This is a genomic window from Micromonospora kangleipakensis, assembly GCF_004217615.1.
Classification (GTDB): Bacteria; Actinomycetota; Actinomycetes; order Mycobacteriales; family Micromonosporaceae; genus Micromonospora; species Micromonospora kangleipakensis.
The window spans coordinates 5,559,108-5,574,676 of record NZ_SHLD01000001.1 but is presented as its reverse complement, the minus strand read 5'-3'; the positions used below and the strand labels follow the sequence as shown (position 1 = coordinate 5,574,676).

Annotated in this window: 8 protein-coding genes; 7 read left to right on the top strand and 1 reads right to left on the bottom strand. The window is 67.5% G+C overall.

Annotated features, from left to right (window positions below; all coding sequences use genetic code 11):
• Positions 1–848: 848 nt before the first annotated feature.
• The 3 genes from EV384_RS26655 (at position 849) to EV384_RS26645 (ending at position 10,521) form a co-directional block, all read left to right on the top strand.
• The gene (locus EV384_RS26655; protein ID WP_165440082.1) at positions 849–3,641 is read left to right on the top strand and encodes a DNRLRE domain-containing protein; all 2,793 of its coding nucleotides are present in this window, start codon (positions 849–851) and stop codon (positions 3,639–3,641) included.
• A gap of 62 nt (positions 3,642–3,703) precedes the next feature.
• A complete protein-coding gene (locus EV384_RS26650; RefSeq protein WP_130337536.1) occupies positions 3,704–10,057 on the top strand; it encodes an RHS repeat domain-containing protein in 6,354 nt (2,117 codons plus the stop codon).
• On the top strand, positions 10,054–10,521 hold the full coding sequence (locus tag EV384_RS26645) for a hypothetical protein (RefSeq protein WP_130337534.1): 468 nt from the start codon (positions 10,054–10,056) through the stop codon (positions 10,519–10,521). The genes EV384_RS26650 and EV384_RS26645 overlap by 4 nt, the downstream gene beginning before the upstream one ends.
• 1,912 nt (positions 10,522–12,433) lie before the next feature.
• Here EV384_RS26645 and EV384_RS35095 read toward each other — a convergent pair.
• Complete coding sequence (locus tag EV384_RS35095) at positions 12,434–12,718, bottom strand: SHOCT domain-containing protein (RefSeq protein WP_165440081.1); 285 nt, start codon at positions 12,716–12,718, stop codon at positions 12,434–12,436.
• Between the two features lie 189 nt (positions 12,719–12,907).
• Here EV384_RS35095 and EV384_RS35580 point away from each other — a divergent pair, with 189 nt between their 5' ends.
• The 4 genes from EV384_RS35580 to EV384_RS26620 all read left to right on the top strand — a co-directional run bounded on the left by EV384_RS35580 (position 12,908) and on the right by EV384_RS26620 (position 15,203).
• On the top strand, positions 12,908–13,084 hold the full coding sequence (locus EV384_RS35580; RefSeq protein ID WP_207232468.1) for a hypothetical protein: 177 nt from the start codon (positions 12,908–12,910) through the stop codon (positions 13,082–13,084).
• 117 nt (positions 13,085–13,201) lie between these two features.
• Complete coding sequence (locus tag EV384_RS26630) at positions 13,202–13,615, top strand: PadR family transcriptional regulator (protein WP_130337532.1); 414 nt, start codon at positions 13,202–13,204, stop codon at positions 13,613–13,615.
• On the top strand, positions 13,612–14,511 hold the full coding sequence (locus tag EV384_RS26625) for a permease prefix domain 1-containing protein (RefSeq protein WP_130337530.1): 900 nt from the start codon (positions 13,612–13,614) through the stop codon (positions 14,509–14,511). Before EV384_RS26630 ends, EV384_RS26625 begins: the two co-directional genes overlap by 4 nt.
• Before the next feature lie 248 nt (positions 14,512–14,759).
• The gene (locus tag EV384_RS26620; RefSeq protein ID WP_130337529.1) at positions 14,760–15,203 is read left to right on the top strand and encodes an OsmC family protein; all 444 of its coding nucleotides are present in this window, start codon (positions 14,760–14,762) and stop codon (positions 15,201–15,203) included.
• The last annotated feature ends 366 nt before the right edge of the window (positions 15,204–15,569 follow it).

The following is a 15,569-nucleotide window of genomic DNA, read 5'->3' as shown; positions in this document are numbered from 1 at the left end:
TCGACGCCTGACTCTGCGGCCAACCGCGCAGGCGCCGGTGCATGTCCCAGGAGCTGAGACTCCGATCCCACCAGCAGTGCGCTGACCAGTGCTTCCACGCTGGTGACCCTTTCGGCGGCTCCGATGGAGTCAGAAGTGCTCTGTGCTTGACTGGGTCAGGTGCTGTCCGGCCGGTGGGGGTCTTCGAGTCTTCGCCACGCTGGGTCACGTGGTTGCCCGTCGTGCGGCTCTAGTCCCGTTCTGTCGTAGCAAGTTGTAGTGGTCATTGACACCGATGATCAACGTTCGTACCGTGCGCTCATCCATTTCGATGAGTTACGGGGGCGGTCGTGACTGGTGGGTTTGACGCTGCGCGTCTTTTGCGGGCCAGGCGGGCAAGATGGCGTGGGGCGGTCGGCGCGTTGGCGGCCCTGTTGGTGGTGACGATGGCGCCGTCGCAGGCGGTCGGCGCGTCGGTGACCTCGAAGCCCGTCTCCGGTGCCGCGTCCGCGGTGGCAGCCTCTCAGGCCGCGGAGGAGGCTTCCGCCGCGGCGTTGGCCTACCGCACCCGCAGGCCCGTCCTGGTCGCTGGCCGGACCACGGAGTCGTCCCGCACGTGGGCGCAGCCTGATGGCACGTTCAAGTCGGAGGTGTCCCTGGCTCCGGAGCGGGTGAAGGAGGACAGCGGCGCCTGGCGTGAGATCGACCTGAACCTGGAGCGGAAGCCCGGCGGGTCGGTGGCGCCGCGGGTGCACGCGCGTGGCGTCGTCCTCGCCGGTGCCCGTTCCGCCGGCTCGGATTCCCTGGTGTCACTCGGACGGGGCGGCGACTCGGTGGCCCTGGGGTGGCGTGGGGCGCTGCCTGCGCCGGTGCTGTCCGGCAACCGCGCGACCTACCCGGAGGTGCGTCCGGACGTGGACCTCGTCGTGGAGGTTCTGCCGGCGGGGTTCCGGTATTTCCTGACGGTGAAGACGCCGCAGGCGGCCGCCGGCTTGGCGAAGGTGGCGATGCCGTGGCGTACGGGCGGTTTGGCGCGGACGGCGGCCGCGCCGGGGAGCGTGCTGCGTTACGCGGCTGCGTCGGGCGCCAAGGTTGTGGTGTCGCCGGCGGAGATGTGGGACGCCTCAGTCTCGCCCCGGACGGGCGAGCACGCGCGGCGGGCGCCGGTGGGGGTGGCCGTCCAGGGTGACGGCGACGCCGCCGATCTGGTGCTCACCCCGGATCCGGCGCTCCTCGCCGATCCCGCCGTGAAGTACCCGATCACCATCGACCCGTCGATCAACCTGAACCCGTCGTTCGACGCCTTCGTGCAGGACACCTACTCGTCGGACCAGTCGGGGGACGAGGACCTGAAGCTCGGCTGGAACGATGACGCCAGTGAGGGTTGTGGTTCCGGCTGCACCGCCCGTTCGTTCCTGAGTTTCAGCGGCCTGAGCGGCTACAACGGCGCCACCGTTGTCTCCGCTGAGCTTTTCCTGTGGAACTACCACTCGTGGTCTTGCACCGCGGCGGCGTGGGAGTCGTGGCGGACCTCGTCGGTCAGCACGGCGACCCGGTGGACGAGCCAGCCGAGCTGGGTCGAGCAGGACGGCTCCTCGACCGGGACGAAGGGCTACGGCGGCTGCGCCGACGGTTGGGTCTCCGTGTCGGTGAAGAAGACCTTCCAGGCCGCGTTCAGCGCCGGCGCCTCCTCCGCGGCGGTGGGCCTGCGTGCCGACAGCGAGAGCAACCACAACGGGTGGAAGCGGTTCCGGTCCTCCGAGGCGTCCTCCGGGCGGCCGTACGTGACGCTCGTCTACAACCGCACCCCCAACGCGCCGACCACCCAGACCATCGACTCGTGCTACACGGCTTGCAGCTCGCCGGCGATCGTCCGCTCGGGCACGCCGACCATTTCGGCGAAGGTGTCCGACCCCGACGGTGGGACGCTGCGCACCGAGTACGAGGTCTACGACAATGCGAAGACCACCCTGAAAGCCAAGTCCGGCACAGCGGTCACCGGCGTGAGCTCCGGCACCGCCAGGCCTTGGCGGATCGTGCCGCTGTCCGGGACCAGGCTGCCGGACGGGGTGTACAACTGGCGGGCCAGGGCGTGTGACTCGTACGTCTGCGGCGGCTACTCGGGCTGGTTCACCTTCACCATCGACACGACCGATCCGTCGCTGCCCACCGTCTCGAGCACGTCCTACCCGGAGAAGGCGACCGGGACGTGGAGCGGCGGGCCGGGCCAGGCGGGCAACTTCGTCTTCGGCGCCAACGGCGCCACTGAGATCAGCGAGTACGTCTACACCCTGAACGGCGGCCCGTCCGTCACGGTTCCGGCAGGCACCGCGACCGCCAGCCAAAAGCTGACCACCAACCAGCGGTACGTCTCCACCGACCTGACCGGCTTCTCGAGCGGCTCTGCTCTCATCTCGAGAACTACGTCGCTCGGCCACTCGGGCTCGGACTCCCTGTCTGTCCGGCCGGCCCCGGGCCTCAACTTTCCCTCGCTCAGCTACGCCGGCTTCAGCAGCGAGAACGGGTTCCAGGCCGGTATGCAGGCCGGCAGGCGGTACACGCTCTCGGGCTGGATCTACGTGCCGTCCGCCACCCGCCAGCTGGCCAATTACAGCTACAGCCTCCGCATCGGATTTAGCTACTCCGACGAAGACGGTGGACAACTGGTGCTGTCCACCAGAGCCGCGTCGATCGACAAGTGGGAACAGCTGAGCGTCACGGTCACCCTGCCGGCCGGCGCGACGGCGGCCGGTGTCCGCCTCTACAACGGGACGCCCGGTGTCGACCCGGTCACCGGGACGGCTACGTCCCGGCCGGTCTACTTCGACGATCTGTCCCTAGTCGAGGAGGGTGGCCTGACTCGTAGCATCATGCCCAACAAGGATGGGGTGAACGTGCTCGAGGTGAAGTCCCGTAACGCCGCCGGCGCTACCTCGGACCCGCGCGTCTATCAGTTCTTGGTCACGCCGAGCACCGGGTCGTGGAACTGGACGCTGGACGAGAATTCCGGATCGACCGCTGCGTCGGTGCCGGGCACTCGCCCGGCGACGCTGAGCGCCTCCGGGGCGTCCTGGACGAGCCCTGGCCATGTCGGCGCCGCTGCCCTGACTCTTGACGGCACCGGCAGCGCCACCATCGGAGTGCCCGTGCTCGACACGGCCAACCCTGCCGGCTTCACGGTCGCCGCCTGGGTTCGCAAGTCTGCAACCGGCGGGGCCGTCCGTACGGCGGTCTCCCAGGACGGTACCGACATCTCGATGTTCCGCCTGGGCTACCGCGAGGACCGCGACCTTAACGCCGATGGCGCAAACGATCCCGCTTGGTGTTTCTCGGTGGCGTGGGGTGACTCTCCCTTTTCGAGTGAGGACGTTGCCTGCACCACCGACTACGTGGTGGACGACGACTGGGTGAGTTTGGTCGGTGTCTACGACAACATCTCCGGCCAGCTGCGGCTTTACGCGAACGGCACTCCCGACTTTGGTGGGACGCTCGCCACGGCATCGGTCAGTAGGAGTGCTTGGTCCGCTACAGGTTCTTTCGCCATGGGCCGGGGCCTGGCGAGCACGGCCCCGGCCGAGTACTGGACCGGCGATCTGGACCACGTCTACGCGAGCCAGTACGTCTGGACCGAGACAGAGATCGTGCAGCACGCCATCGCCTAGACAATCGTTCCCTCCCATCCACCTTCTCAAGCCGTCCCTCCTCCTCTGCGTGAAGGAGAACCGTGGGTACCGTCGATGCCGCACGCCCTTTTTCCGGCCGTTTCCTGGCTTCGGCCAGCCGGGTCAGCCGACGTCTCTCCCCTGTAGTGGCGGCCGTCGTGGCCGTCAGTGTGCTGGGACAACTCCCCGCCTCGGCCGACGTCCGACCTGGCTGGAAGCCGCCGAAGGGGAAGGACGTCACCGGGGTGGCGGTTACGCCCCTGAAGCACCCGACCCGGCCGGCTTGGACGGCCGCCGGGCATGAGGCGGGGGCCGGCAGGGTCGCCTGGCCGGTCGCCGCCAAGGCGGAGGTCGACCTGTCGGCGACCCCCCTCACCGGCGCCCGGACGGGCGGCGGTGGGTCGCGGGCCGGCGCCCTGCCGATCTGGGTCGCCCCCGCCGGCGAGCCGGACGAGCGACGCTCGGCCGCCGCGCCGGTAGAGAAGGTCAGCGTGGAGGTCGCCGATCGGGCGGCCGCGGCACGGGCGGGCGTGGCCGGCATCGTCGGCGCGGTGAGCCGGGCCGACGGCCGCCGTGCTGTCGGCAGTGTGCGGGTCGAGGTGGACTACTCCGGTTTCGCGGCCGCCTACGGCGGCGACTGGGGATCGCGGCTGCGGGTGGTTTCCCTGCCGGATGGCAGGCCGCTGCCGGGGCGCAACGACACCCGCAATGGCAGGGTGTCGGCGACCGTGCCGCTATCGGCGAACGGTCTGGCGACGACCTTTGCGGTGACGGCGGGGCCGTCCGGTGACAACGGCGACTACACCGCGACCAGCCTGTCGGCGGCGGGCACGTGGCAGGTCTCCCAGCAGACCGGTGCCTTCTCTTGGTCGCACCCGCTGAACCAGCCCCCCGCCATGGGTGGGCCCGAGCCGTCGATGGCGCTCAGCTACAACTCGGGAGCGGTCGACGGCCTGTCCGCCGGCACCAATACGCAGGGCTCGTGGATCGGTGACGGCTGGGACATGTGGCCCGGCTTCATTGAGCGCAAGTTCAAGTCGTGCGCCGATGACAAGGACGCGATCCGGGGTGGTGAGCCGAACAACAAGCTGGTCAGCAGTGGTGATCAGTGCTGGTACCGGCCTGAGGGCAATGCCACGATCTCGCTGAACGGGCAGGCCATGGAGCTGGTCAAGTCGACCGGCAACCTGTGGAAGGGCACGGCCGACGACGGCTCCAAGATTGAGCTGCGCGCGGACGCGTCGTTCGCCAACGGCGACAACGACAACGAGTACTGGAAGGTCACGAAGACCGACGGCACGCAGTACTTCTTCGGCCGCAACCACGGCGTCGGCGGCGCGTCGGCCAGCACCGCCACCAACTCGGTCTGGACGATGCCGGTCTACGGCAACCATCCGGACGAGCCGGGCTACGTCGCCGGGGACTATGCAGCATCCCGCACCACGCAGGCGTGGCGGTGGAACCTGGACTACGTTGTGGACCCGCGCGGCAACACGATGACGTACTTCTACGGCAAGGAGGAGGGCGCCTACGGGCGGGAGGGGAACCCGGACAAGCGCACCACCTACGACCGGGGTGGCTGGCTTTCGAAGATCGAGTACGGCAGCCGGTCGGACGCGTCCTCGACGACCTACGCGGCGGCGCGGGTGCTGTTCGACCCGGCCGACCGCTGCGCGAGTAACTGCTGGTCGGGCACCGACCCGGTGAAGGCGTCGTGGTTGGACACCCCGTGGGACCAGTACTGCAAGGCGACGCCCTGCACGGATCAGCTGTCTCCGACGTTCTGGACGGCGAAGCGGCTGTCGCGGGTCCGCGCCCAGGTCTACTCGGGCTCGGGTGGTACCTACAACGAGGTCGAGTGGTGGACGCTGCGCCACACCTACCTGCAGTCGGGTGACAACGAGGGCAAGCCGATGTGGCTGTCCGGGATCACCCGCACCGGCAAGGTGACCTCCGCCGGCGGTGCCGAGGTGAGCGACCCGGAGGTCGTCTTCGACCCGGGAGCGGAGGCGCTGGCCAACCGGGTCGACGGAATGGCCGACGGCCGTTCCAACCTGTTCCGGTACCGGATCCGGACCATCACCACGGAGTCGGGTGCGCAGATCTCGGTGACCTACTCACCGACCGAGTGCACGCTCGGCACGGTTCCCGAGGTGCACGACAACACCAAACGGTGCTACCCAGCCTATTACGGGCCGAAGGGCGAGGAACCTACCCTCGACTGGTTCCACAAGTACCGGGTCGACCGCGTCGACGTGTACGACAACACCGGCGGATTCACCCATGAGCAGACCAACTACGACTACCTCGACCAGCCGGCGTGGCACTACGACAACTCGGAGCTGACCGAGCCGAAGAAGCGCACCTGGGGCGAGTTCCGCGGGTATGGCAAGGTGCGGGTGCGCAAGGGCCTGGAGTCCGGCGTGCAGTCCGCGACCGAATACCTCTACTACCGCGGCATGGACGGCGACAAGCAGCCCTCCGGCACCCGCAGCGTCGACATCACCGACTCCCAGAACACCACGGTCGCCGACGAGGACCCGTACGCCGGCATGCTCCGCGAGGAGACGACACTCCTCGGCTTCGGGGGCAGTTGGATCGACAGCACCATCACCACCCCGGTCAAGCAGGGACCGACCGCCACCTTCAGCAACCTCAAGTCGTACATGACCGGCACCGGGACGGTCCGCAACCGGCTCAAGCTCGCCAACGGATCGACCCGGTGGACGAAGACGGTCACCACCTACAACAGCGACAACCTGCCCGTCACCGTCGACGACCTGGGCGACGAGTCCACCGCCACCGACGACCGGTGCACCCGCACCTGGTACGCCCGCAACGACACCACCTGGATGCTCGACCTAGCCAAGAAGACCGAAACGGTCGGCGTCAACTGCGCGGCCACCGCGTCCCTGCCGGGCGACATGCTCTCCGCCACCCGGACCACCTACGACACGGACACCAACGACTGGAACACCTACCTACCAGTCCAGGGCAACGTCGCCAAGGTCGAGGAGATCGGCTCATGGACCGGCAGCACCCCGAACTGGGTCACCACCAGCCGGGCGGCCAAGTACGACCCGATCGGTCGTGTCACGGACAGCTATGACGCCCTGGGGCGCCTCACCAAGACGGCGTACACCCCTGCCGCCGGCGGACCGGTCACCTCGATGAAGATCACCAACCCGCTGTCGCAGGCAACTACCACGACCTACGCACCCGCGTGGCACCTGCCCACGACCGTGGAGGACCCCAACGGCCTGCGCACCGACCTCACCTACGACGGCCTGGGCCGACTCCGGCAGGTATGGCTGCCAGGACGGTCGAAGACCAGCTACCCCAGCGCGCCGGACAGGGAATACATCTACAACCTCCGCAACACCGCATCCACGGCGATCACGGCGAAGACCCTGCTGCCCTCCACGGCGACGGCCTACCGCACCACCATCACCCTCTACGATGGGCTGCTGCGCTCACGGCAGACCCAAACCCAGGCGCCCGGCGGCGGCCGGGTCCTCACCGACACCGTCTACGACTCGCGCGGTCTACTTGAGTGGACCTCGCAGCCCTACTACGACACCACCAACACGCCCCCGAACGAGACCCTGGTCGGCAGCGTCGGCACGCCCGCGATCCCGGCGCTGACGGAGAATGTCTACGACGGCGCCGGCCGGTTGACCGACGCCATCTTCAAGATCGGTGTCGACACCACGAAGAACGAGAAGTGGCGCACCACGACGACCTACACGGGCGAGCGCACCAGCGTCACTCCACCCCTGGGCGGCACCGCCACCACGACCATCACCGACGCCCGGGGCCAAACCATCGCCCTGCGGCAGTACAAGAACCGAGCCGACGTAGGCAGTGACACCGCCGGCACCTACGACGAGTACCGCTACGGCTACACCGACCGCGGTGAACTCGCCAGCGTCACCGACCCCGTGGGGAACACCTGGCGCAACACCTACGACCAGCGTGGACGCAAAATGACCGCGGAAGACCCGGACCGCGGCAACACCAGCTACACCTACAACCTTGCGGGCGAAACGCTCACCAGCACAGACATGCGGAACCGCACCCTCGTCTACTCCTACGACGACCTCGGCCGGAAGAAAACCGTCCGGGAGGACACCGACACCGGCAAGCTGCGGGCCGAGTGGACCTACGACACCCTTCAGTACGGCATCGGGAAGCTGACCAAGTCGGTGCGGTACGAGCCGGCTGGCTCCACGAATGCGTACGTCAACGAGGTCGTCGCCTACGACACTGCCGGCCGGCCGAAGGACACCAGAATCAGCATCCCGGCGGTTGAGGGTGGGCTGTGCGCATCGGACACCCTCGCCCCGTGCTCGTACAACTACAACACGACCTACCGGCCTGACGGGCAGGTCGCCACGACCACGCTGCCGGCGGCGGGCGGGCTGGCCAGTGAGAAGCTGACCTACACCTACAACGACGTCGGCCTGGCCAACGGACAGCTCTCCGCGTCCCAGATCTACGTCAACCAGACCAGCTACACCAAGCTGGGACAGGTGCTGCAGACGATCCTCGGCGCGACGGGCAAGCGCACCTGGATCACCAACACCACCGACCAGAACACCGGCCGGCTGACCAACAGCAGCGCCGTGCCCGAGCTGAAGCCGGAGATCTTCAACTTCACCTACAGCCAGGACCCCGCCGGCAACGTCGACAAGATCACCGACACGCCCGCCAACGGTGTGGCGGAAACGCAGTGCTACACGTACGACCAGCTGCGCCGGCTAACGAACGGTTGGACGCCGAACACGGACGACTGCACGGCCGCCCCGGACGGCACCAAGCTCGGCGGCCCCGCCCCCTACTGGCACGGCTACACGTACACGCCCGGCACCGACAACCGGAAGACCGAGACCTTCTACGGCAGCGGGCAGACCACCCGGACCTACACCTACCCCCAGCAGGGCCAGGGCACCGGAACGCACCCCCACGCCGTGAGCAAGGTCGAAACCACCGGCGCGGTCACCAAGACCGAGGACTACACCTACGACGAGACCGGCAACACCAAGAGTCGCCCCGGACCGAACGGCCGGCAGAACCTCACCTGGGACTACGAGGGCAGGCTTGCCAACAGTTCGGACAGCAGCGGCGGTACCAGCTACGCGTACGACGCCGACGGCAGCCGGCTCGTCCGCCGCGACCCGACCGGCGCCACGCTGTACCTGCCAGGTGGGACGGAGGTTCGCAAACAGACCACTTCCTCGGCTGCCGGCACCCGCTACTACTCCCACGCCGGCAAAACGATCGCCGTACGGGACTCCGCCGGCAGGCTCGACTGGATCGTCTCCGACCACCACGGCACCGCCGAAGCCACGATCCGCAACAGCGACTTGAGCGTGTCACGACGTCGCAGCCTGCCCTTCGGCGGCGACCGTGGTGGCCCGTCCAGCGCCTGGCCGCCCGCCATGGACAAGGGCTTCGTCGGAGGCACCAAGGACAACACCGGCCTCAGCCACCTCGGCGCCCGAGAATACGATCCCTCGACCGGCAGCTTCATCTCTGTCGACCCGGTCATGGACATGACCGACCCGCAGCAATGGCACGGCTACGCCTACTCACACCACAATCCAGCGACGTTTAGCGACCCCACCGGGCTCATCGATACGGACTGCCTCACCATCAGTAGCTGCCCGGACTACCAGCCGGGAAACGAAAAGGCCAACCGTGAGAACAAGGCCAAGAATGGTAGCTGCTGGCCGCGATGCTCCGGAAAGGGCAAAGGCGGCGGCAAGCCAAAGCCTCCGCCCCAGGCTTGCACGTTGGCTACCCCTGAGTACTGCCACGCCGAGGGGTCGCGCGAGGAAGGCCCTTACGACATAGTGAAGCAATGGTTCCTCGACATGGTGTACGGCTTCCAGTCGCCGGACCTTACCTGTGGCATCTTCGGCCCAACGGATCGATGCGCGCGCTATGAGTACTTCCGCTGGGGGGATCGAATGACCAGGGAGCTTTGGTTGACGGACGAGTTCGCGAACATATACCTCGAGATCGATAGGCGCGCCGCCGCGGGCGAGCTGGGTGGACGCCAGGACTTTCACTACTCCGACATGCCGAAGAGCGAAAACTACAGGCACCTGCTTCAGGACATGCTGAGTAATGCAACCCAGGGCGCTTTGGGCAGCAGAGAGGTTATGGCGGTTACCGGATCGTTCGATGTCGACTGGAAGGTCGTGGGCTACGAGAGCGATAACCCTGTCGTTGAGTACCACGTGCGAAACGCCACAACAATCTATTCCGGCTCAAGAGTTCCTGGAGTAACGCCGCCACGCGGTGACGGGAACGCGGGAAGCGGGGCAGATGCCTATCCGCTTGAGCACTACATGATTCAGAGCTACCGTTTTAGAGCTACCACCTGTGTCAATTTAGGGTGTCCGCAGTGACCGGACGTACGCGGCGGCGACTTGCTTTTGGAATTATCGCCTCGTGTATGGCCTGCCTTCTCGTTATCGTCGCCGTTAATGCAGTGATGAGATGGCTCGGCGATTCCCGTCCAGAGCTGTCCAACGACATCGTGGTCGGTGTGTGGCAAGGAGCCGGTGGTTGCGAGTTGGTCCTCAACGACGACGGGACATTCCATGCGTCGCAGATCCCTGTCTCGCTTCTAGGATCAGAGCCGCCAACATCGGCTACAACGTCCGGAGCCGGGAGATGGTCGGTCCGCGCCGCCGTTAACGACTACAGCGGGAGAAAAACTGAGGTTGCTCTCGTCTTTGAGTCACTCGACGAGTTTCCGGTCCCGTACTCAGTTAACCTTCGATCAGACTCAGTCGACGGTAAGATCGTTCTATTCTGGTTCATCGGTGATCCCGACCTCGGTCGCCGGTTCATTCTCGAAAGGACCTGACTGGTGACGCTCTGCTCTCAGCTCAGCTTCGATCCGCCGATCCATTGCGGGAGTGGCCCGGCTGTGAGTCGGAGGCCATCGAGTGCCGTGCAAATATCCGTGCAGGTAGCATTCGGCCTGATAATTTCGAAGTCGGCCGTTGTGCCGTCTTGAGACGGATCATGGAGGCCCGCTCGCGGGTCACGTCCTTATAGCCATGCCGAATCATGCAGGGCGAGGCTCAGGTGAGGAGCCTCGCCCTGTCATTTCCGCCGCAGCCAAAGGACGCCGAGCGGCCGGGACCCGCAGCGCCACCGATCGCGGCTACCGGGTCGAGGATGCAGACCCCTGGTGGGCAGCAGCGGCTGGCCGTCGGACCCGATGGTGCTGTAGCAGGCGGCGGAGGCGGTGCCGCCGCCGGTGAACATCGCCCCGGTTCCGCCCGCGCATAGCACGAGCACGGCAACCGCCCCCGCGGCGATGGCGTCCAGGGCGCGGGCGCTCACCGCGGCGCCCCCACCGCCGAGGCGGGCCCGTACCGCCGCTCTCGGACCGTCGTGCTGAGGTCGACGATGCGCCCGGTGGTAGCCGCGGGTGGGGAGGTGACGCACCCGCCGAGCGGGTACCGGGACACGGGTTCGCCGTCGTCGGTGCACGGTGACGGCTGCGGTCGCCGGAGGCTCGTGCCCGCCTGAGCGGCTGCCCGCCGGCTGGCGGGCAACGATGCCGTTGATCGACATGTCGTCGTACCTCAATCACCTGATGACTCGGTTCATCGCCGCCGGCGGCACCGTCGCCCCTGCGGAAGGTGCGGTCGCTGACGGAGGCGGCGCCGGTGGTGGTGAACTGCTCGGGTCTGGGCGCGCGGGAGTTGGCGGACGACCCTGCACGTGTGCCGCCACCCTGCCTCGAACGACGCCGACGAGCGAAGCACTTGCCGCGCTGTGCACCCAGCGGGCCACAACGGCGGCTGAAGCAAGCCGAAGTCGGCCAGCTGGCTTATCCATTCCTAGGCGACGGATGGGGGAGCAGGTTGGGAGCAGGCGGGTGCACTGAACGGCCGTCAAGTGCACGTAACCCCGCTAAACTGCACCCAACGGCACCCACCCCCACCTGCGGCTCCGTGTTTCCCCTGTTCAGAGGGGGTGCGGCGTCCCGTTTCACACCGGAGCGCTCAACGGCACTGAACGGACTTCAGCGGTCCTCAATGTCCGCTGGTAGGGGAGTATCTGCAGGTCACAGCGGTAAGGAGTTCCGACCGGCCGACACCTTGCAGGTGGGTGCAGATTGGGAGCACCTCGCCGAAGTGGTCACCGCGTCCGAAGTGTTCACCCACACCCAATGGCCGATGGTGCCCTGAGCAGCGACGATGCGAGCAGTCTGGCGGCTGTGACCTCCCAGAGAAGACCGAAGTGGTCACAGTGCCGTCGCTGCCGGCCCCCTCGCGCCGGCGGTCCCGTCGACCGCACGGACCGACCGACAGGCAGGCTGATTGATCGATGTCCGACTCTGCGTGGCATCGCCCAAGCGTCGACTAGTGTCCCGCTTATTGAGACTCCGATCCCACCGGGAGCGCGTTGACCAGGGCTTTCTGCTTGGTGACCTCATCGGCGGACCCGAAGAGGTCACTCTGCTGCGGTCGCCCCACTCTCGGCTTCGTTTCCGGCCGCCGTTGGAGCCGCTCGAAGTCCCTCGCCGAGGCGACGCCTGCTGGGGGCAACCGAGCCCTACATCCAGAGCGGCGGATCGGGAGCTTCATCGGCTCCTCGCACCAGCAGCCCATCAGCCTGCTGCCGGCCGAGGAGCCAGCCGAGTAGCTCCGCGGTTTCGCCCTCCACCGTTACCACGCACGGCCGGTCGGCCTTCACCTCCCAAATTCGATGACGGTCCGTCGGCGCCAGGCGGAGCGCCGGCGCCTCACTGCTCGGTGCATTTACGACTTGCCGCGCAGGACGGCGCGGCGCTGCTTCAGTTCGTCCTCGCCGATCTCGCCGCGGGCGTACCGCTCGGCGAGCGTGCGCTCGGCGGCGCCGCGGGCGGACTGCTTGGGCGACCTGCGGTAGATCACGTACCCGATCCCGGACAGGACGAGGACCCAGAACAGGATCGGGAAGATCAGCCACCAACCCGGTCCCCCGCCATTCCAGGGACCGTGCCCGTCTGACCATCCCGGGTACGGGTGGGCGTACACCGTGAAGCTCATCAGTTCTGCCGACATTGCCATCTCCTGTCGTGTGGGCTTCTTCTGCGCCGTCCCTGAGATCGTGCGCCGGCCACACCGGCAGCGTCGTCGGTCAGGCAGCGGCACCCGGGGTACGTCGAGCAGCGCAGGTCGCTACGGGCACATACCGCCGCCGAGGTACGGCGATGCCGCGTTGCGCAACGCCGCGCTGGCCGTGACTGCCGGTTGTCGTGCGCCCACGGCGAACCGCACCCCGGAAACCCTGATCCGGGCACCCTCGGTCTGCGGCTCATCGACCGGGACACCGTGCAGATCGCGCCACCGGAACGGGACCTGTGGATGCTCGCCGGCGACACCGACGAGGTACTGGTCGGCTACGCCCCGCCACCCGCCGGCCGGTAGCAGGAGTCCCTACCTCAAGGTCAAGAGCACCGAACTGCCGCGAGCCGCGTGGCGTTCCGAGAAGTGCATGCCTTCTGCTCAATGACGCCAACTACTGTATCTGTTATGGTACTAGCCATGGTTGACAACGGGCGAGGCGACGCCTCGCCGAGCGCCGACGTACTCGCCGCCGACCTGCTGCGCGGGCATACGGACACGATCGTGCTCGCGGTGCTGCGCCGCGACGACAGCTACGGCTTCGAGATCTTCAAGCGGATCCGGGACGCCACCGGCGGTCGTCACGAGATCAAGGAGGCGACCCTCTACGCAACGTACCGGCGGCTGATGAAGGACGGCCTGATCGAGGCGTACTGGGGCGACGAGAGTCAGGGCGGGCGGCGCAAGTATTACCGCATCACCGACGCCGGCCGCGCCGTCTACCGCCGCAACGTCGCGGCGTGGATCGCCACGCGCGACATTATCGACTCGCTGCTCGACCTGGACGAACGTAACGGCTCCCACGAGCCGGCATCCGGAAGGCGGTCATCGTGACCATCCCCAATGACACCGCGGGCGGCTACGGCATCCATGTGCACCGCCTGCTCGACGAGGCGTTCGCCGGCATCGAGATGACCCAGGACCGGCAGGATCTCAAGGAGGAGATGCGGGCCAACCTGGTCGCCCGCGTCGCCGAGCTGGAGTCGACCGGGGTCGCCCCCCAGGCGGCCGCCCGGCAGGCCACCGAGGAGCTGGGAGACGTACGCGACATCCTCGACGGGACCGGACCGGAGCCCGACGGGGCTGCGCCGGACTGGATGGCCCACCGGGTACGACCGGATCCGATGTTCCTGGTCCGCGCGGTAGTGCTGTCGGCGCTGGCCACGGCCGGGCTGGTCGTCCTCGTCCTGGCCGCCACGCTGCTGGATGTCCCGTTCATCGGCCAGGTCGCCGCCGTCGTCGCCGTCGCACTCGCGGCCGGTGCGGTCACCGCCGATGCGCTGCACCAGGAGACGACCAGTAACCATCCGATGCCGACCGGCCGGGCGCTCGGGTACGCCCTCGGCGCGGTTCTGGCCCTGGCTAGCCTCGGCGCCGGCTGGCTCTACCTGAGCGAGGGTGACCTGCCCTGGCTCGTCGGTGGTGCACTCACGGTCGTCGCGTCGGTCGCGCTGTTCACCTATCTCGGCGCCACTCAGACCAACCGGCACAAGGAGTGGGTGGTCCGGACGCAGGCGTCCCACGCCCAAATGGGGGACCGGTTCACCGAGGATCCGGCCGCCGCGGCGCGCTTCGGCCTGTATGTCGTGACGAACTGGCTGCTGGTCCTCGCCGCGTTCGTGGTGCTGACGCTGACGGTCGGCTGGGCCTGGTCCTGGCTCGCAGTGCTCGCCGGGTTCGTGACCATGATGCTCATGATCGCCCGGATGTTGTTCTCCCCGCGTCCCTGACCCGGGGGCCGTGGCCGCGGTGCGCCAACATCACGGCCACGGCGGTGACACATCGGAGTCGCCGCCGGGCGCGGGTCGAGTCCTGCCGTGCGTGCCCGCAAGCGTGACGGTAGCCCATTTATCGCTCGCCGGCGCGGCACTTCTGATCGACGCTGTCCTGATATGGCCGTCTCGACGGTTGAGGATGGGCCGATCGGCCGGCCAGGCCGGTGGCTCGGGGGCCAGAAGGCCTGGGTAGTTTCCCTGTCATGAGTGAGGACACCTTCCGCTCGGTGGAGATCGAGCGCACCAGCGTTGGGAAGTACGTCGCGCGGAACGTCCGCGGCGGATCGATGTCGATGGGCACGGGCGAGGACGCCAGCTTCACGCCGGTGGAACTGCTTCTGGCTGCCATCGGCGGCTGCACTGCGATAGACGTGGACCACATCACCAGCCGCCGCGCCGAGCCGACCCAGTTCTCCGTCGAAGTCAATGGCGACAAAATCCGGGACGAGGCCGGAGGAAACCGGATGCAGAACCTCAGGGTCGAGTTCACCGTGACGTTCCCGGTGGGCGCGGACGGCGACAGGGCGCGCGAGGCGCTGCCCCGGTCGCTGCAGCAGTCGCACGAACGGCTGTGCACCGTCTCCCGTACCGTCGAACTTGGCACTCCCGTCTCGATCGTCGAGGCTGCCGGTTCCACGGGGGACTGAGGTCTCCGGGCGTCACCCGGGGTTTACGGGCGGCGAGGCATTCGATCACCTGTCCTCCTCAATCAGACCGAGCTGATATCAGCGAGGAGGGCGGCGCTACTTCGAGCTGGGCAGACCCCTCTGACTTGAGCCTCTCCCCGCAGTGGTGACCGGCGGGCCGCATGCCGAATGAGAGCCACACCAAACCGCGGGGGGCAGCCGAAATGAGAGCCACCCCGCCGGTCACCTCGACCAAGCCAGGCCGAGCTACGGTCGTAGCGCCAGTTAACAAGTAGCCGACATGAGTGCGTTCGCAGACGAGACCACCTCTCCCTGGCCGGAGCAAAGCAGCAGGATGAGGCGAGGTGCCAAATCGGGGTGATCTGA